General features: G+C 70.1%; 20 protein-coding genes and 7 pseudogenes. 16 read left to right on the top strand and 11 right to left on the bottom strand.

Going from position 1 to position 15,900, the window contains the following annotated elements; genetic code table 11:
- Positions 1-5: 5 nt before the first annotated feature.
- Together L2X98_RS13915 and L2X98_RS13910 are read right to left on the bottom strand one after the other, a co-directional pair.
- Positions 6-383 (bottom strand): hypothetical protein, encoded by a 378-nt coding sequence (locus tag L2X98_RS13915; protein ID WP_259611318.1) that lies wholly within the window; start codon positions 381-383, stop codon positions 6-8.
- The gene (locus L2X98_RS13910; protein ID WP_259611317.1) at positions 347-1,339 is read right to left on the bottom strand and encodes a hypothetical protein; all 993 of its coding nucleotides are present in this window, start codon (positions 1,337-1,339) and stop codon (positions 347-349) included. Before L2X98_RS13910 ends, L2X98_RS13915 begins: the two co-directional genes overlap by 37 nt.
- Before the next feature lie 191 nt (positions 1,340-1,530).
- Between L2X98_RS13910 and L2X98_RS13905 the strand changes: the two genes are divergently transcribed.
- On the top strand, positions 1,531-2,442 hold the full coding sequence (locus L2X98_RS13905; RefSeq protein WP_259611316.1) for a LysR family transcriptional regulator: 912 nt from the start codon (positions 1,531-1,533) through the stop codon (positions 2,440-2,442).
- 46 nt (positions 2,443-2,488) lie between these two features.
- Here the strand turns inward: L2X98_RS13905 and L2X98_RS13900 are convergent, their stop codons facing one another.
- On the bottom strand, positions 2,489-2,965 hold the full coding sequence (locus tag L2X98_RS13900) for a MarR family winged helix-turn-helix transcriptional regulator (RefSeq protein WP_259611315.1): 477 nt from the start codon (positions 2,963-2,965) through the stop codon (positions 2,489-2,491).
- A gap of 153 nt (positions 2,966-3,118) precedes the next feature.
- Here L2X98_RS13900 and L2X98_RS13895 point away from each other — a divergent pair, with 153 nt between their 5' ends.
- The 11 genes and pseudogenes from L2X98_RS13895 to L2X98_RS13860 all read left to right on the top strand — a co-directional run bounded on the left by L2X98_RS13895 (position 3,119) and on the right by L2X98_RS13860 (position 9,213).
- Positions 3,119-3,346: a DEAD/DEAH box helicase family protein gene (locus tag L2X98_RS13895; RefSeq protein WP_259611314.1), complete on the top strand. Its 228-nt coding sequence runs from the start codon at positions 3,119-3,121 to the stop codon at positions 3,344-3,346.
- Between the two features lie 194 nt (positions 3,347-3,540).
- Positions 3,541-3,744 (top strand): annotated as a pseudogene (locus tag L2X98_RS21410) (aminomethyl transferase family protein); the annotation flags it as partial.
- A gap of 52 nt (positions 3,745-3,796) precedes the next feature.
- Positions 3,797-4,492, top strand: coding sequence for a hypothetical protein (locus L2X98_RS13890; RefSeq protein ID WP_259611313.1), 696 nt, complete (start codon positions 3,797-3,799; stop codon positions 4,490-4,492).
- Entirely contained in the window at positions 4,489-5,283 is a 795-nt protein-coding gene (locus L2X98_RS13885) for an FAD-dependent oxidoreductase (RefSeq protein WP_259611312.1), read from the top strand. Before L2X98_RS13890 ends, L2X98_RS13885 begins: the two co-directional genes overlap by 4 nt.
- Complete coding sequence (locus L2X98_RS13880) at positions 5,216-5,626, top strand: FAD-dependent monooxygenase (RefSeq protein ID WP_290427307.1); 411 nt, start codon at positions 5,216-5,218, stop codon at positions 5,624-5,626. The genes L2X98_RS13885 and L2X98_RS13880 overlap by 68 nt, the downstream gene beginning before the upstream one ends.
- A 35-nt stretch (positions 5,627-5,661) precedes the next feature.
- Positions 5,662-6,689 (top strand): annotated as a pseudogene (locus L2X98_RS13875) (FAD-dependent monooxygenase); the annotation flags it as partial.
- A gap of 87 nt (positions 6,690-6,776) precedes the next feature.
- On the top strand, positions 6,777-7,433 hold the full coding sequence (locus L2X98_RS13870; RefSeq protein WP_354003064.1) for an aromatic-ring hydroxylase C-terminal domain-containing protein: 657 nt from the start codon (positions 6,777-6,779) through the stop codon (positions 7,431-7,433).
- Between the two features lie 63 nt (positions 7,434-7,496).
- Positions 7,497-7,712: pseudogene (locus tag L2X98_RS21405) on the top strand (FAD-dependent monooxygenase); the annotation flags it as partial.
- Between the two features lie 79 nt (positions 7,713-7,791).
- Positions 7,792-8,256, top strand: a complete 465-nt coding sequence (locus L2X98_RS13865) for an FAD-dependent monooxygenase (RefSeq protein WP_259611309.1) — start codon at positions 7,792-7,794, stop codon at positions 8,254-8,256.
- Positions 8,181-8,513 (top strand): annotated as a pseudogene (locus L2X98_RS21400) (FAD-dependent monooxygenase); the annotation flags it as partial. The gene L2X98_RS13865 and the pseudogene L2X98_RS21400, both read left to right, overlap by 76 nt.
- 307 nt (positions 8,514-8,820) lie before the next feature.
- Entirely contained in the window at positions 8,821-9,213 is a 393-nt protein-coding gene (locus L2X98_RS13860) for an aromatic-ring hydroxylase C-terminal domain-containing protein (RefSeq protein WP_435526280.1), read from the top strand.
- Between the two features lie 117 nt (positions 9,214-9,330).
- Here the strand turns inward: L2X98_RS13860 and L2X98_RS13855 are convergent, their stop codons facing one another.
- The 8 genes and pseudogenes from L2X98_RS13855 to L2X98_RS21380 form a co-directional block, all read right to left on the bottom strand.
- Positions 9,331-9,738, bottom strand: coding sequence for an MFS transporter (locus L2X98_RS13855; protein ID WP_259611307.1), 408 nt, complete (start codon positions 9,736-9,738; stop codon positions 9,331-9,333).
- Positions 9,739-9,872: 134 nt separating this feature from the next.
- Positions 9,873-10,241 (bottom strand): annotated as a pseudogene (locus L2X98_RS21395) (MFS transporter); the annotation flags it as partial.
- Entirely contained in the window at positions 10,196-10,426 is a 231-nt protein-coding gene (locus L2X98_RS13845) for a hypothetical protein (protein ID WP_259611305.1), read from the bottom strand. The gene L2X98_RS13845 and the pseudogene L2X98_RS21395, both read right to left, overlap by 46 nt.
- 8 nt (positions 10,427-10,434) lie before the next feature.
- Positions 10,435-10,830, bottom strand: coding sequence for a RidA family protein (locus L2X98_RS13840; protein WP_259611304.1), 396 nt, complete (start codon positions 10,828-10,830; stop codon positions 10,435-10,437).
- Positions 10,803-11,693, bottom strand: coding sequence for a fumarylacetoacetate hydrolase family protein (locus L2X98_RS22390; protein ID WP_435526204.1), 891 nt, complete (start codon positions 11,691-11,693; stop codon positions 10,803-10,805). The genes L2X98_RS13840 and L2X98_RS22390 overlap by 28 nt, the downstream gene beginning before the upstream one ends.
- Positions 11,690-12,157, bottom strand: coding sequence for a YybH family protein (locus L2X98_RS13830; protein ID WP_259611303.1), 468 nt, complete (start codon positions 12,155-12,157; stop codon positions 11,690-11,692). The genes L2X98_RS22390 and L2X98_RS13830 overlap by 4 nt, the downstream gene beginning before the upstream one ends.
- On the bottom strand, positions 12,154-13,113 hold the full coding sequence (locus L2X98_RS13825) for an FAD-dependent monooxygenase (protein WP_259611302.1): 960 nt from the start codon (positions 13,111-13,113) through the stop codon (positions 12,154-12,156). The genes L2X98_RS13830 and L2X98_RS13825 overlap by 4 nt, the downstream gene beginning before the upstream one ends.
- A gap of 152 nt (positions 13,114-13,265) precedes the next feature.
- A pseudogene (locus tag L2X98_RS21380) lies at positions 13,266-13,430 on the bottom strand (NAD(P)-binding protein); the annotation flags it as partial.
- A 122-nt stretch (positions 13,431-13,552) separates the two neighbouring features.
- On the opposite strand from L2X98_RS21380, the pseudogene L2X98_RS21375 reads away from it, so the two are divergent.
- From L2X98_RS21375 to L2X98_RS13805, 4 genes and pseudogenes are all read left to right on the top strand, one after another.
- Positions 13,553-14,092, top strand: a pseudogene (locus L2X98_RS21375) (hypothetical protein); the annotation flags it as partial.
- Between the two features lie 58 nt (positions 14,093-14,150).
- Positions 14,151-14,669, top strand: a complete 519-nt coding sequence (locus L2X98_RS13815; protein ID WP_259611300.1) for an ABC transporter permease — start codon at positions 14,151-14,153, stop codon at positions 14,667-14,669.
- 57 nt (positions 14,670-14,726) lie between these two features.
- Positions 14,727-15,446 (top strand): type 1 periplasmic-binding domain-containing protein, encoded by a 720-nt coding sequence (locus L2X98_RS13810; RefSeq protein ID WP_259611299.1) that lies wholly within the window; start codon positions 14,727-14,729, stop codon positions 15,444-15,446.
- Complete coding sequence (locus L2X98_RS13805) at positions 15,443-15,898, top strand: type 1 periplasmic-binding domain-containing protein (protein WP_259611298.1); 456 nt, start codon at positions 15,443-15,445, stop codon at positions 15,896-15,898. Before L2X98_RS13810 ends, L2X98_RS13805 begins: the two co-directional genes overlap by 4 nt.
- Positions 15,899-15,900 lie beyond the last annotated feature (2 nt).

Raw genomic sequence — 15,900 nt, 5'->3', positions numbered from 1 at the left:
GCCGGTCAGTGCGCCGTGGGTGGAGTGGTGCGCACCGTCGCCCGGATCCGGGTGATCGTGTGGTCGGGGATGAACGGGTTGCCCGCCCCGCCGTCGTGATCGCCCCACAGGATCTCCAGCTGGGTGCCGTCGACGGCGTGCTCCTCCCCGATCGAGGCGACCGAGATCCAGCCGCCGATGTTCACGGTGTAGCCGTGGACATGGGTGAGACCGGCGGCGGTGCCGTCCGGGGTCTGCACCAGGTCGCGGTACTCGGCCGAGACGGGGGTCGGCAGCAGCCGCGGACGGCCGGGATGGTCCAGTTCGGAGTCGACGAGGACGCGCGCCGTGTCCTCCGGGTGCCACATCAGCCACACCTTCTTGCGACGCGGCTGCGTCGCCATCTGCTCGAGCGCAAGCGCGGCCGATGAAGTCGTGGTCGAATTTGACCATGTGACCGTAGCCGAGGTCCCACGGAGTGGAGTACCAGTCCTCGATGGCATCGGAGTGGTAGCTGCCGCGCAAGCCCGAACGAACCGAACACGCCCTCCAGGGTGTCATCGGCCAGCCCCTCGCGATATTCGGCCAGGTCGTCGCCGAAGATGGCCGGCAGCGGCGCCGGAACCCATCCGCCCTCCGCGAGCGCCGAGTTGTACGAGATCGCACCGCCCCGGACGAGGCCGAACTCTTCGCCGGCCGCCAGAATCGCCGCAAGGAAGGCCTCGTGCTCCTCCTCGGGGCCGAACAGCTCGAGCCCCGTGTTCTCGGTGCCGGGCGCGGCGGCCATCGTGTGCCCGAGGGCGTGCACCCGGTGTCCGCCGATCGTGATGTCGGCCAGACCGAAGAACTTCACCCGCTCGACCTTCGCCCCCGCGGCCCGATCGAGGATCTTCTGGGTGTTCGGCCCCTGGATCTCATAGCGGAACAGGCTCTTGGGCGTCGACCCGGTGATTCCGGTGGAGGTCAGACCCGGCTCACGCTGGATCGTGACGTCGTAGCCGCCGATCCGGGCCTGGTATTCGAGCCAGTTCAGTGCCGGGGGCTCGCCCACGACCACGAACACGCCGCCGGGCATGGCGAACAGGATCTCATCCCCGATGACGTGGCCCTGGTGGTTGACCGCCAGATACTGCTTGGCCCGGCCCTCGCCGAAGTTCTCGTAGCTGTTCGTCGAGGTGTCGGACAGGAGGCGGAGGGCATCCGGTCCGGACAGGGAGAAGTCGGTCATGTGCCACGACTGGTTGAACAGCACCGCGGTCGTCGCCCAGGCGTGCTGTTCGTCGCGCCAGTTGGAGTGGAACCGGGGGTACGGCGAAAAGGATCCCGGAGACACCGGGACCGGATGCGCCAGGAGCTTCATCGCGGAGCCGGCACGGGAGATTCGATCCTGAAAGGACATGGTTGCCACCTTCGTCGCTGGTGATCGCCGGTACGGGTGTGCCGGCGAGCCCGCCCCCGCGATCCGCGCGGCGGCTGAACTGTCCCCCAGTCAACGGGACCAACACACATAGATCAAATGAATATGAATTATCGACGGCATAGACTTGGTGCATGAGTGGCCCCAGCATCCGGAACCCTGCCGAACAGAGCCTCGCGTCCCTGGACCTGAACCTCCTCGTCTCGCTGCACGCCCTGATCGAAGAGGTCTCGGTCACCCGGGCGGCCCGCCGCGTCGGCGTCTCGCAGCCCGCGATGAGCCATGCGCTGCGTCGCGTGCGCGACCTGTTCGGCGACGAGATCATCGTGCGCCGGGGGAACGTCTCCGAGCTGACCTCCCGCGCGCAGAGCCTGATCGCGCCGCTGCGCGACATCCTGCTGAAGACGGAGCAGCTGGTCCGAGGGGTGACCTTCGACCCGGCGACCGACGGGCGCACCGTCACGGTGGCCCTGACCTCGAGCTCCATCCGGGTGCTGGGCAACAGACTGCTGCAGACGGTGCACGCGCAGGCGCCGAACATGCACCTCCGGTTCCGCATCGCCCGGGCCGACATCGACGAGATGTTCACGACCGACGGCGTGGATGTCGCGCTGATGCCGCGCGCGGTTCCGACCAGGCACCCCCGTGAACTCCTCTACGAGGACGGCTGGGTGGTCATCGCCGGCCGGGACGATGTGACCGAGCAGAACGTCGTCGAGGTCCTGCGCACCCGGCCGCACGTGCTGTTCGACACGGGGGCCGCGTCGTACGTGTACGACATCATGCAGGCGCACGGCATCCACGTGGACGTCGCGGCCACCGTCACCGACTCGATGATGCTGGCCGACCTCGTCGCCGGCGGCCCGTTCGTCGCGGTGCACCTCGCTCAGGTCGTGCGCGCCCTGCCCGCCAGCAGCGAGCTGTGGTCGGTGCCGCTGCCGTTTCCCACCGGCGCGACCGGCATGGACATGGTCTGGAGTCCGTGGGTCTCGGACGACGCCTTCACACAGTGGTTCCGCGGCGTCCTGCGCTCGTGCGCACCGTAGCAGGGCCACGGGAGCCGTAGCGCCGGATGCCCGCACCCGTCGCGGTTCAGGACGTGACGCGGGCGATCCCCCGCAGGCGGCGCTCGATCTCGCGCAGCGCGACCAGTGCCGAGCGCAGCTCTTGCTGACGCTGTGCGGGCAGACCGGCGAACGCCTCGTCGAGCGATCCGGCCCAGGCTGCCGCGACCACCTGCTCCTCGCGCACGCCGCGCTCGGTCGGCATGATCCGCACCACGCGGCGATCTTCGAGGTCGGGCCGTCGTTCCACGTATCCATGCTGGACCAGCAGCCGGACGGCCGCGCTCGCATTCGACTGCCGCAGCGCCAGCTCGGCCGCCAACTCGCCGACCGTCGAGCCCGGGGCGTCGACCACCTGCTTGAGCATGGCGATGGCCGTGGTGTTCAGCGGCCCGGCGCTGTTGCGCTGTGGTGGGCGCCGGTGCACCGTCCAGGACAATTCGCGCAGCGCCGCCGTGACGGCACGATCGACACCAGCATCAGGCGAGTCGTTCAACCGCGGCATCCCCTCTCCGGCCGCTCCAGATTACCGGGTGCCGTTCAGATATCCAACATTCGACATATACAAATCCACATATATATGTGTAATGTACTGCCTACACCGTCGTGAAAGAGGAACCCATGAGCAAGCGCCGCCATACCGAAGACCCTCGAGACCTTGATCCACGAAGCGGGCGGGCCGGTCGCGATGATGCGCGCATCGACGCTCGGCCCGTTCCAGATCCCGGGCATCCCCGCCGAATTCACGAACTGGCGCGACGAGGTGCGCGCGTGGCGGCACGGCGTGGCCCTGCTGGAGCAGTCCTACCACATGACGGAACTGCAGGCTGCGCGGCAGCGAGGTCATCCCGTTCCTGAGGACACTCGCCGTCAACCGGCTCGATGACTTCCCCGTGATGCGGGCCAAACAGATCGTCTTCGCGGCGCCGGACGGCCATTTCATCGCCGACGCGATCATCTTCCACGAGGAAGAGGGCTTCTATCGCATCGTCGGCGCGCCCACCGCCAGCAACTGGCTGCTGTTCCACCTCGAGCGCAAGCTCGTTCGAGGTCACCGCCACCAAGAACGACAACTGGGCGGTGCGCCAGGCACCCCGCGATGTATTCCGCTTCCAGATCCAGGGCATCCACGCGATGGACCTGGTCACCGAGGTCGCCGGCGGATCGGTGCCCGACATCCGGTTCTTCGCGATCGGCGAGCTGACGATCGCCGGCAAGACCGTGCGCGCGCTGCGCCACGGGATGGCGGGCACCCCGGGCTTCGAGATCTACGGCGCATGGGACGACCAGCACGCCGTGCGGCAGGCCGTCGAGGCCGCCGGGCAGAAATACGGGCTTGCGCAAGGTCGGAGCCCTGGCCTATCCCACCAACGCGCAGGAGTCGGGGTGGATGCCCAACCCGCTGCCGGCGATCTACACCGACCCCGCGCTGGCCGAGTATCGGCAGTGGTTGAACGGGCGCTTCCTGGAGAGCTCCGCGTCGCTGGCCGGCAGCATGGTGTCGGATCGGATCGAGGACTACTACGTCGATCCGATCGAGATCGGCTACGGCGGTCTGATCGACTGGAGCCGCGACTTCATCGGCCGGGATGCGCTGCGGGGCCGCGCCGACCGGCAGACCCGGACGAAGGTCACCCTGGAATGGGACGACGGGGATGTCGCGGACACCATCGCGTCGTCTCTCTTCGGTGGGGAGCAGTTCGGCGGCGAGCACCGAGCACGCTACCTCGCACTGCCGATCCCGGTATACGGCACGTATCAGGCCGATGCGGTGCTGGCCGGCGGTCAGCGCGTCGGCGTGGCGCAGTGGAGCTCGTTCTCGGCCAACAGCGGGCATCTGATCTCCACCGCCGTGGTCGATCTGGACCATGCCACCCCCGGCACCGAGCTGACGCTGCTGTGGGGCGAGCCAGACTCGCGCCGTCGCATCGTGGACGCCCACGACGTGCGCGAGATCCGCGTGACGGTCGCGCCGTCGCCGTACTTCGACAAGGTCGTCAAGACAGACCAGGCCGCGGTGGATCTGCGATGAGTCGGCCCGGCGTGCGCCGCGTGCTGGTCGTCGGCGGCGGCTTCTCCGGCCTGTCGGCGGCGATCATGCTCGTCCGTGCGGGAATCGACGTGGACCTGATCGAGCGCTCGCCGCAGTGGCGGATGGACGGCACCGGCATCAGCGCCGGTGCGGCGACCTTGCGCGCCCTGCACACCGTCGGTGTCCTGGACGCGTTCCTCGCCCACGGGTACGCGGCTGACGGCACCGACGTGCGCACGCCCGACGGCCACCGGATCGCCGGGTTCTCGACCCCGCGACTGGTCTCGCCCGAGGTGCCCGGCAACGGGGCGATCATGCGGCCGGCCCTGGGCGCGATCCTCGTGGACGCGGCAGCGCGGGCGGGCGTGTCGATGCGGCTGGGCACGACGGTGAGCGACCTGGACGACGATGCCGCCGACGGTGTCCAGGTCACCATCTCCGACGGGGGACGCGCTCGATACGACCTCGTCGTGGCCGCCGACGGACTGCAGTCCAGAACGCGCGCGCGGCTGTTTCCGGACGCGCCGCGCCCGTCGTTCTCCGGTCAGGGCGCGTGGCGTGCGGTCGTGCCCCGCCCGCCGCAGATCGAGTGCACCACGGTCTGGGTGGGCGCCGCGCACAAGGTCGGAGTCAATCCCGTCTCGGCCGAGGAGATGTACCTCTTCGTCAACGAGAACCGGGCAGACAACGACCACGTCGCCGACGACGATCTGGTGCCCCGGCTTGCGCACACTGCTCGAGCCGATCACCGATCCGGTGATCCGCGAGGTGCGCGAGCACATCGGCGATGACTCCCGGGTCCTGTACCGCCCGATGGACAATCTGCTCCTGCCACCGCCCTGGCATCGCGGACGCGTCGTGCTCATCGGCGACGCCGTCCACGCCACGACGCCGCATCTGGCCGCCGGCGCCGGGATCGGCATCGAAGACGCGATAGTGCTGGCCGAAGAGCTCGCCGCGACCACGGACCTCGATGACGCACTCGTCTCGTTCGCGCAGCGACGCTGGGAACGCTGCCGCATGGTCGTGCACAACTCCGCACGACTGGGCGTGCTCGAGGCCGCGCCCGGATCCGAGCCGGACTACGTCGACGTGCAGGCCGAGTCGTATCGACTGCTGGCCGAGCCGATCTGACATGCGATGACCCCGAAAGCGAGAGACACGAAGTGATGACACTGGAACAGGACGTGTTCGTGGTGGGGGCGGGTCCGACGGGGCTCGCCTGTGCGGCACTTCTGGCCCGCGACGGCGTCGGCGTGACCGCGATCACCCGCTACCCCGGCTTCGCGAATTCTCCCCGTGCCCACATCATCAACCAGCGCACATTGGAGGTCTTCCGCGACCTCGGCATCCATGACCGGGTGGTGGATGCCGCGATGCCGGCGTCGCTGATGGGTCAGGTGGTCTGGGCCGAGACGCTGGCCGGCCCCGAGATCGCCCGACGCCGCGGCTGGGGTGCGGGCGCCGCGCGCCTGTCGGACTATGCCGCGGCCAGCCCGTGCGGCGTGGCGAACATCCCGCAGCATGTGCTCGAGCCGATCCTGTGCGATGCCGCGCGCGGGTTCGGCGCCGACATCCGATTCGACCTCGAGCTGGTCTCGATGCGGCAGGACGGCGACCGGGTGATCTCGGTGTGCCGTGACCGCCGCACCGGCGAAGAGCTCGAGGTCGTCTCCCGCTACGCGGTCGGTGCCGACGGCGACAACAGTGCCGTCTGCCGCGAGATCGGGTTCGAGGTGATCGGGCAGGCCGGGCTCGGCCACATGGTCAACTACTGGGTCGAGGCCGACCTGACCGCCTACACGGCCCACCGGGCCGGATCGCTCTACCAGGTCTTCCGGCCCGGCGGCGCCGAGGTCACCGACAACGCGATGTTCGTGAACGTCCGCCCATGGGACCAGTGGGTGGTCGCGGTCCCCTACGACCCCGCCATCGGCGCCGATCGCAGCGAGGAAGCCGCCACCCGCGTCGTGCGCCGCTACGTCGGCGATGACGAGCTGCCCGTGCGCCTGATCGGCGCGTCCACCTGGACGATCAACGAGATGCACGCCGAGCGCTGCACCTCGGCCGCGTCGTGATCGCCGGCAACGCCGCCCACCGGCATCCTCCGGCCGGGGGCCTCGGCGCCAACACGTGTATCCAGGACGCGTTCAACCTCGCCTGGAAGCTCGCCGCCCTCATCCGCGGCACCGCCGGCCCCGGCATCCTCGACACCTACACGCAGGAGCGGGTGCCCATCGCGCGGCAGATCGTGAAGGGGGCGAACCGGTCGCTGAAGGCGCTGATGGCGATCCCGTCCGCGCTCGGCCTGCAGCCGGGCCTGTCCGCCGACGACGGCGACCGGCGCATGCACGCCCGGTTCACGGCCACCGCGGAAGGCGCCGCCCAGCGCGCCGCGCTGGCCGATGCGCTTGCGCAGCAGGATGCGAACTTCAATGCGCTGGGCATCGAGCTGGGGCACCATTACGTCTCGGACGGGATCACCGCCGACGGCGAGTCCGCCCCGCGCGGCGCCGACCCCGAACTGGACTACGTGCCGTCCACGACGCCGGGCTCGCCGCTGCCGCACGCCTGGGTCGCCCGTGCCGGGCACCCTCAGATCTCGACCCTCGACCTGGTCGGACACGGACGGTTCACGCTGCTGACGGGCATTGGCGGCGAGCGCTGGCGTGACGCCGCGGCGGGGCTCGGCGTCGACGTGGTCGTGATCGGACCGGGGCAGGAGGTCGAGGACCCGTACGGCGACTGGGCCGAGGCGCGCGGCACCGACGAGGCCGGCTGTGTGCTCGTGCGGCCCGACCATCACGTCGCGTTCCGCAGCATGCACGCACCGGGCCTGGATGCCACCGCCGAACTCGGTGCCGCCGTCGACCGCGCTTTCGCCCGGACCCGGCCGGCCGACCTGGAACCACACCCCGAACACCTGGAGACGACACCGTGACCGACCCCGCGACATCCGCACCCGCGACCTCCCCTGCCTGCACCGGCCGGCGTCGACACCGACGTGCTCGTGGTCGGCAGCGGTCCGGCCGGGGCCACGACCGCCCTGCTGCTGGCCCGGCACGGGCTGGATGTGACGATGGTCACCCGCTCGTCGTGGGTGTCCGACTCGCCGCGCGCGCACATCACGAACCAGCGCACGATGGAGGTCATGCGCGCGGTCGGCCTCGAGCAGGCGGTGCGGGCGGCATCCAGTCCGGCCGAGCTGATGGCCAACCACGTGCTGTGCACGTCGCTCGTCGGCCCCGAGTACGGCCGGGTCTGGTCGTGGGGCGGGGATCCCGCGCGACGCGGGGAGTATGCGTCCGCCAGCCCCGGCGCCGGCTTGCGACATCCCGCAGGATCGGCTCGAGCCGATCCTGGTCGGCGAAGCGGCCCGGCGGGGCGCGCACGTCCGGTTCGAGACGAAGTTCCTCTCGCTCACGCAGGACGACGAGGGCGTGGACGTGCAGGTGGAGGACCAGCGTCGCAGCCAGGTCTTCACGATCCGTGCGCGCTACGTCGTCGGCGCGGACGGCGGGCAGAGCCGCGTCGCCGAGGCGGTCGGCCTGCCGCTGCGGGGAGAGTCGGGCGTGGGCAGCGCGATGAACGTGCGCTTCACCGCCGATCTCTCTCCGTACGTCGCGCACCGTCCGGGGTCGCTGTTCGAGGTGATCCAGCCGGAGCGGGAAGAGCAACTGGGCACGGGATGCTGCGGATGGTGCGCCCGTGGGACGACTGGGTGGCCGGCTTCGTGCACCTCGGCGAGCGCAACGCGCGTCTGACCGCGGACGAGGCCGCGCACGAGGTGCGGCAGCTGGTCGGCGATCCGGACCTGCCCGTGCAGATCACCGGGCTGTTCCCCTGGCGGATCAACCACGTCGTGGCCGAGGAGTACCGGGCGGGGCGGGTACTGTGCGTCGGCGACGCGGTGCACCGGCATCCGCCGATGAACGGGCTCGGCGCGAACACCGGCATCCAGGACGCCTTCAATCTCGCGTTCAAGCTCGCGTACGTGCTGCGGGGAATCGCCGGGCCGAAGCTCCTGGACACCTACACCGCCGAGCGGCAGCCGGTCGGCGCGCAGGTCGTGGACCGCGCGATCGCCAGCTGGCACCAGGGCCGCGATCTGCTGGGCGCCCTCGGCGTGCGCCCCGGGATGCCGCTGAACGAGCGCCGCGCCGCGTTCGCCGAGCTGTCGGCACCGACCGACGACGGCCAGCAGAGGCGCGCGTCGGTCGACGACGTGCTCCAGAAGAAGGCGTACATCTTCGCCGCGCACGGTGTGGAGATGAACCAGCGCTACGCGTCGGCTGCCGTGATCGACGACGGCACCGACGACGGGTTCGATCGAGACGAGCAAGCTGTACATCCAGCCGTCGGGGGCGCCCGGAGCGCGCCTGCCGCACGCCTGGGTCACGGTCGACGGGCGGACGGTGTCGACGCTCGACCTCGTGCGGCCCGAGGGTTTCACACTGCTGGCGCGCGTGCGGGGACGGGAATGGGTGGATGCCGCGACCGCCGTCGCCGACGAGCTCGGCGTGCCGCTGACCGCCCTGCGGGTCGGACCGGGCGCGGACGTCGCCGACGTGTACCGCGACGTCGCCGCGCGGCTCGGGATCGGCGAGGCAGGCGCCGTGCTCGTCCGCCCCGACCAGCACGTCGCATGGCGCAGCGCCGGAGCGGCGGAGGATCCGCGGGCAACGTTGCGCGACGCGCTCACGCAGGTGCTGGCCCGCTGACGCGGATCAGCACCGCTCCGGCACCCGCCGGCCGAAGGCCCAGGCGGCGCAAGCCCACGCCGCACGCGCCCGCGATGACGATGCCCAGGCTCAGCGCCGACACGCCGAACGCGCTCGTCACCGGCGAGCCCAGCACTCCCCGAAGAACTGCGCCGATCCGGTCAGTGCCGACGCCACGCCGCTGGCGACCAGGGTGGCCTGCCCCCAGCTGTGCGCACCGGGAAGCACGAAGCCGGCGCCCGCGGCGAACAGCGTGGATGCCGCCCACAGCACGCCCTGCCCGGCCCCGACTGCCGCTCCGACGGTCAGGCCGAGCCCGCTGATCGTGCACACCGCCAGCCCGACGCCGGCCGCCCAGGACGCCGGCCGGTGGCGCACGACGACGCGGAAGACGAGGGTGGCGCACAGCATCGCGACGGCATTCGTGGCGAACACCAGCGCGAACACCGCGGGCGGGTGCGAGAACTCGCGCTCGACGATGAAGGACGCACTCGAGATGTACGCGTAGAACGCGAACGAGAACACCCCGATCGACAGCGTCGCGCCGACCAGCCCCCGGTCGCGCGACCGCGCCCCATCGCGCGGATGACGCCGGAGCCCGCCCGTGCGCGCGCCTCCAGAGTCTCGGGCACGAACAGCACGAACGCGAGCGTCGCGACCACGCCGAGCGCGGCCAGGGTGATGAAATCCGCCCGCCACCCCCAGGCGTGCGCGATCGCGGCGCCGACGGCGGGGGCGACGATCGGAGCGATGCCGGTGACCACCGACAGCATCCCGATCCGCGAGGCGGTCACCCGGTCATCGGCGGAGACGTCCCGCACGACGCTTCGTGCGACCACGATCCCCGCCGCGCCGAACAGCCCGGTCGCCACCCGCACCGCGATGAGGATGCCGGCCGACGGCGCCAGCGCGCTGGCGAGGGATGCCGCGGTCCAGCCGATCGCCCCGATCAGCGTGATCGGGCGTCGCCCGTACCGATCGCTCAGCGGCCCCCAGGCCAGCTGCCGACGGCGATGCCGAGCAGGCACGCGGTGACGCTGGCCTGCGCGAGGGCTGTGCCGCCGCCGAGCTCGTCCTGGATGAGCGGCAGCGACGGCGTGTAGATGTCGATCGACAGCGGCGCGGCCGCGGTGAGCAGCGCGAGGATGACGAGAGTGCGCACCGTCCGCATCCGCGTGCCGGTGGCACGATTCAGCGCTGCGGCCGTCGGCATGCCCGGGTCTATTCGGCGCTGTCGGGCAGGTAGGCGAGCACGTCGCACTGCACGAGCGAGCCGTCATCGAGCGCGGCGGCGGCGCTGTGCCGCGCCGGCCGGTCGTCGGGGTCAGGGAACATCGCGACCCATTCCCGGTTCAGCGCCTCCCGGTCGCGACTCTCGGCGAGGAAGAACGTCATCTTCGCGATGTCGTCGGTCGACCCGCCGGCGGCGGCCATCAGCTCGCGCACGTGCGCGAACACGTTCGCGCACTGCGCGTCCAGCCCGTCGGGCATCACCCCGGTCTCGGGGTCGCGGCCGGTCAGCACGCCCGAGACGAGCAGCGGGCCGATCCGGCAGGCGGCGGGGATCGGATTGCGGTGGGCGAACCCGCTCAGCTGGATGCTCTGTCGGCGCGGCATCCCCTCATCCTTCCGCAACGACCCGGTTCTCGATGGCGCCCAGGCCCTCGATCTCGGCGCGGACCACATCGCCGGGGCGCAGGAACCGGCCCGTCGGGGCTCCGATCCCCGCCGGAGTGCCGGTGGCCAGGATGTCGCCCGGCATCAGCGTGAACACCTGCGAGAGGTAGGCGATCTGCTCGTAGATGTCGTAGATCATGTCCGAGGTCGGGAAGTCCTGGCGCACCTCGCCGTTCACGGTCAGCCGCATCTGCAGCTTCAGCGGGTCCTCGATCTCGTCGTCGGTGGTCAGCCACGGCCCGATCGGACCGTGCGTGTCGAACGACTTGCCCAGCGTGAAGGTCGGCGACCGCTTCTGCAAGCCAGTCGCGCACCGAGACGTCGTTGGCGACCAGGTAGCCGGCGATCACCGAACGCGCGTCCTCGACCGCGACGTGCCGGCAGCGCTGTCCGATCACGACGCCCAGCTCGATCTCGTAGTCCAACTCCTCCGAGATCGAGGGCTTGACGATGTCGTCCTGCGGGCCGACGATGCACGTCACCTGCTTGTTGAACCACAGCTGGCTGGTCGGGGTCGGGATACCGGCGGCCGCGGCCTCTTCGGCGTGCTCGCGGTAGTTCATCCCGATGCCGAGGTACTTCTGCGGATCGTCGATCGGCGCGTGCAGCCGCACGCCGGCCAGGGCGAACCGGGGTCCGGATGCCGCGGCCAGCACGCCGGTCAGCTCGGGCAGTCGCGGCAGCAGTTCCCGCACCGACCCGCCCGCACCGGCCACGGCGGTCAGGTCGACGACCTCGTCGCCGTCGATCCGCCCGACGCGCACGACGTCGGATCCGGCCGGGGTGAATCGTGCGAGCCTCATGACGGCTCCTCCTGCGCGGCATCCTGCGCCGCGGCATCCTGCTCACTCGGCAGCTTCCCCCAGACCTCGTCGCCGTGCGGCGTCATCTGGAAGCTGACGTACCGCCACTGCCCGTCATCACCGCGGTGCAGCACCTGGGTGACCGGGCCGCCGAGGGTCCGCTCCCCGCCGCCGGGCGCGCGCATCCGGTTCGTGAGCTCGCCGACCACGATCGCGACATCCCCCGACACCCGGATGTTCAGCTCGCCGCGCCACATGTCCAGGTAGGCGCGCCGCGCCGCGACGTGCTCGAGCAGGTGCGCCTTGTCGTGCACGAGTCCGGGCGCGTGGATGTGCACGAGCGAGTCCTCGAACAACTCGTCCAGTGCCGCGAGGTCGCCGTCGATGAGCGCGCGCCGCCGTCGCTCCTCGACCGCGAGCAGCTCGGCGCGGGTGGCCTCGTCGGCCGCGGTGAGCTCGCTCATTCGGCCACGGCCACGTCGTGCGTGCGGAATCCGGTGGCGGCACCGGCGTCGTGGCCGGGCCGGGGGCTGCCCACGAGCGCGTGGTAGCGGCCGAAGATCTCGTCGGCCTCGGCCAGCGGCAGCACCTGTTCGATGTCGTCGAAGGGCAGCCCGTCCGTGCGATCGGCGACGATCCGGCGGATGACCTCGTAGCCCTCGCCGCGCATATTGTCGGTGATGCGGTTCACGACCTCGCGACGGGCCCCGTCGTAGGCCGTGAAGGCCGCGTGCGGGTCGTCCGGATGCGCGGCGATCTGCTCGACGATCACGCGCGCGTCGATCATCGCCTGGGTGATCCCGTTGCCGCCGCGCGGGTACATCGCATGCGCGGCGTCGCCGAGGAGCACGACGCGGCCGTCGACCCAGCCGTCCAGCGGAGCGTGCCGGATGAGGGGGAACAGATAGACCTCCCGGGCATCGCGCATCAGCTGCTGCACATCGAGGAACGGGATCTTGACGGTGTCGTACAGGGGGATGACCTCGGTGATGTCGCCGGTCTGATTCCAGTCCTCGATCGTCTCCTCGCCGTTGGTCTCCACGACCCAGTTGATCAGATCCTTGCCGGAGCCCTCGAAGTTCTCGGCGATCGGATAGACGATCATCGACGAGACGTGCGGGTTGCCGATGTGGCAGATCGTGTGGCCACCACGGTAGGGATCACGCAGCGTGGTGCCGCGCCACATCGTGATTCCGGAGAACTCCGGCTCGGCCTGGTCGGGATGCATCTGCCGGCGGATCGCCGACTTGATCCCGTCGGCTGCGATGACCGCGTCGTGTCGCACCTGCTCACGACGTCCGTCGCGGTGCTCGATGTCCAGGCGCACCCCCTCGGCGTCCTGCACATAGCCGGTGACGCGTGCGCCCAGCGTGACCGACTCCGCCCCGACCCGCTCCAGCACCGTCCGGTAGAAGAGCACTGCAGGACGCCGCGGTGCACGAAGCGCTGCTCGTGCAGATAGCCCATGTGCACGCCGCACTTCTCGGCGTAGATCTCCTGACCGTGGTGTGTGAAGAAGATCGAATCCTCGGCGTCCACCGAGATCGCCCGGAACTCCTCGAGGAGGCCGAGGTCGTCGATCTCGGCAGTACCGGCCGTCTTGATGTCGACACCGACCCCGAGCGGCTTCAGCTCTCCGACCGATTCATAGATCGTCGGCCGAAAGCCCCGCTGGTGAAGGCGCAGCGCAGTGAGCAGCCCGGCGGGGCCGGCGCCCACGATGGCGATGTTGAGCATGGAAGTCCTCTTCCTCGAGGTGGGTGGACGACCATGATCGTACACGATGTCGTGCGCGATTTGGATGCTGAGATCCCACGCCGCGCTGGCAATTTCGGCATAATGGGCAAGGGATCAGCGAGATGGACTGGCGCAAACGCGGGCTTCTGCATATGATTTCGCACACGATGTCAGTATCGCGACGAAGCGAACCAAGGGAGCTGCCAGCAATGACCGAGACTTCGACGCCCGAGGCTTCGACGCCCGACCCGTATACGGGCGTGGTCGCCACTCCGCCTCGCCGCCGGCTCTCGTTCAGCTGGTTCAGCACCCGATTCGCCGTCATCGGCGTCTGGATCCTGTTGGCCATCCTGTTCAGCGTGCTGGCGCCGGACACCTTCGCCACCGTCGGCGCCATGCACGCGATCTTCGGCGGGCCCAACAACACGACGCTGGTGTTCCTGGCCGCGGCGCTGCTGTGCACGATCATCGTCGGCGAATTCGTCGACATGTCGGTGGCCTCCAACCTCGGCCTGGCTGCGATGACGCTGACCGTGCTCAACGTCGATCTCCACCTCAACGCCTACGTCGCCGCTCTCGTCGCCGTGGCGGTGTCCACCGCGGTGGGCGCCCTGAACGGCTGGCTCGTCGTGCGTCTCGGAGTGAACACGATCGTGGTGACGCTCGGCATGGGCACGTTCCTGCTGGGCATCGCGAGCTGGATGTCGAACCTGCGAGCCGGTGAGCGGACTCGCGAAGTACGTGCAGTGGATCGCGAACTTCGAGATCGCAGGGCTGCCGCTGGCGTTCTATCTCGGCGTCATCCTGATGCTCGGCTTCGCGTACGTCCTGCGCTTCACGCCCCTCGGGCGCAACATGCGATTCGTCGGCGAGAACCGAGAAGTCAGCCGGCTCGCGGGAGTGCGGGTGCAGCGCACCCGATTCGGCGCCTTCACGTTCGCAGGCTTGATCGCCGGCGTCGGCGGGGTCATCACCGCGGCCGGCACCGGCGGCTTCGATCCGAGTTCGTCGAACGCGTATCTGCTGCCGATGTTCGCCGCCACGTTCCTGGGCACGGCGATCCTCGACCCCGGCCGCTTCAACCCGCTCGGCACGCTGCTGGCCGTCTTCTTCCTCGGCACCGGGGTCCTGGGGCTCCAGCTGCTCGGCGCCAATTCCTGGGTCACGAACGTCTTCTACGGCGGCGTCCTCGTCGTCGCGGTCACGCTCACGACCATCCTGCACCAGCGGGCCCGCTGAGGGGTCACATCGATCTACCGATCCCGATTGTCAACGAAGCCAACAAGGAGAATCACAGTGAACACAGCACACACCACCCGCGGGCGCCTCGTGGCGCTGGTGGGCACCGTCGCGATCGCAGCGCTCGCGCTCGCCGGTTGCGATTCGACCGCGGGCGGCACGGACACGACGCCCTCCGGCGCCGCGACCGCCTCCGCGCCGGCCAGCGTGGCCGACCAGGTCGCCCAGCTCCAAGCTCCGTTGGAGAGCTGGCCGACCCCGACCGAGTCCGTCTCGAACAAGGACGCACTGAAGGGCAAGACCGTCTACTTCATCCCCATCACGCTCCAGGCGCCGCAGTTCGCGGCGACCCTGACCGCGTTCACCGAAGGGATCAAGGCGCTCGGCGGAAGAGTCCAGACCTGTGATGGCCAGGGCACGCCGACGGCGATCTCGGCCTGCGTCTCGCAGGGCACCCAGTCCCATGCGGCGGCGATCGTGGCCGCCGCGGTGGCCTACGACCTGGCCGGCAACGCCTTCGACGCCGCCCAGGCCGCCGGCATCCCCGTCATCATCGCCGACCAGGCGCTGTCGGCCGACCACCCGAACTCGAAGACGCTCGTCACGATCGACGGCGAGGTCGGCTACCGGATGGACGAGGCGGTCGCCAAGTGGATCGTCGCGGACGCCGGCAGCACACCCCGGCGGTGCTCGCGAACGTCTCGGCGGACGGGCCGTCGCCCGCCGAGTTCTTCACGGCCGCGCAGAAGGTCTACGACACGGCCGGGGCGAAGGTGACCGTCAACAAGGTCTCCACCGGCAGCTTCCAGCTGGTCGCACCCTCGACGAGCGCGGCGCTGCTGAAGAACCCCGATGTCGGTTACCTGCATGTGCAGTTCGGTCAGTACTGGCAGGCCTCCGCGGGCGGTGTGCAGGCGGCCGGACGCAGCGGAAAGGTGAAGATCGCCACGACCGCGGCACAGCTCGGCGAGCTCCAGGCGGTCAAGTCCGGCGCCCTGTCGGCGGCCGCGAGCTCGTCGTCGACGTTCGAGGGCTGGATCTTCGCGGATGCGGCGCTGCGCATGGCCGCCGGCGACACGATCCCGGACTACACGGTGCCCATGCGACTGTTCTCAGCCGACAACATCGGCTCGATCACCCTCGATGACGCCTCGATGAACTCCGGCTCCTGGTACGGTCCGACCGAGCCGATCGCGGACGGCTTCGAGAAGGTCTGGGGCGTGAGTTGACG

Source organism: Microbacterium elymi, assembly GCF_021582895.2.
GTDB classification, from domain to species: Bacteria; Actinomycetota; Actinomycetes; order Actinomycetales; family Microbacteriaceae; genus Microbacterium; species Microbacterium humicola.
Note: the sequence above shows the minus strand (reverse complement) of the source record. Positions and strands in the feature narration are given on the sequence as shown.

Coding starts and splice junctions, on each gene's coding strand:
- L2X98_RS13885 (WP_259611312.1), top strand. CDS start 4,489: ATGAGTCGGCCCGGCGTGCGCCGCGTGCTGGTCGTCGGCGGCGGCTTC.
- L2X98_RS13910 (WP_259611317.1), bottom strand. CDS start 1,339: ATGAAGCTCCTGGCGCATCCGGTCCCGGTGTCTCCGGGATCCTTTTCG.
- L2X98_RS13915 (WP_259611318.1), bottom strand. CDS start 383: ATGGCGACGCAGCCGCGTCGCAAGAAGGTGTGGCTGATGTGGCACCCG.
- L2X98_RS13840 (WP_259611304.1), bottom strand. CDS start 10,830: ATGCCGCGCCGACAGAGCATCCAGCTGAGCGGGTTCGCCCACCGCAAT.
- L2X98_RS13845 (WP_259611305.1), bottom strand. CDS start 10,426: ATGCCGACGGCCGCAGCGCTGAATCGTGCCACCGGCACGCGGATGCGG.
- L2X98_RS13870 (WP_354003064.1), top strand. CDS start 6,777: ATGGCGATCCCGTCCGCGCTCGGCCTGCAGCCGGGCCTGTCCGCCGAC.
- L2X98_RS22390 (WP_435526204.1), bottom strand. CDS start 11,693: ATGAGGCTCGCACGATTCACCCCGGCCGGATCCGACGTCGTGCGCGTC.
- L2X98_RS13900 (WP_259611315.1), bottom strand. CDS start 2,965: ATGCCGCGGTTGAACGACTCGCCTGATGCTGGTGTCGATCGTGCCGTC.
- L2X98_RS13830 (WP_259611303.1), bottom strand. CDS start 12,157: ATGAGCGAGCTCACCGCGGCCGACGAGGCCACCCGCGCCGAGCTGCTC.
- L2X98_RS13865 (WP_259611309.1), top strand. CDS start 7,792: ATGCGTCCGCCAGCCCCGGCGCCGGCTTGCGACATCCCGCAGGATCGG.
- L2X98_RS13905 (WP_259611316.1), top strand. CDS start 1,531: ATGAGTGGCCCCAGCATCCGGAACCCTGCCGAACAGAGCCTCGCGTCC.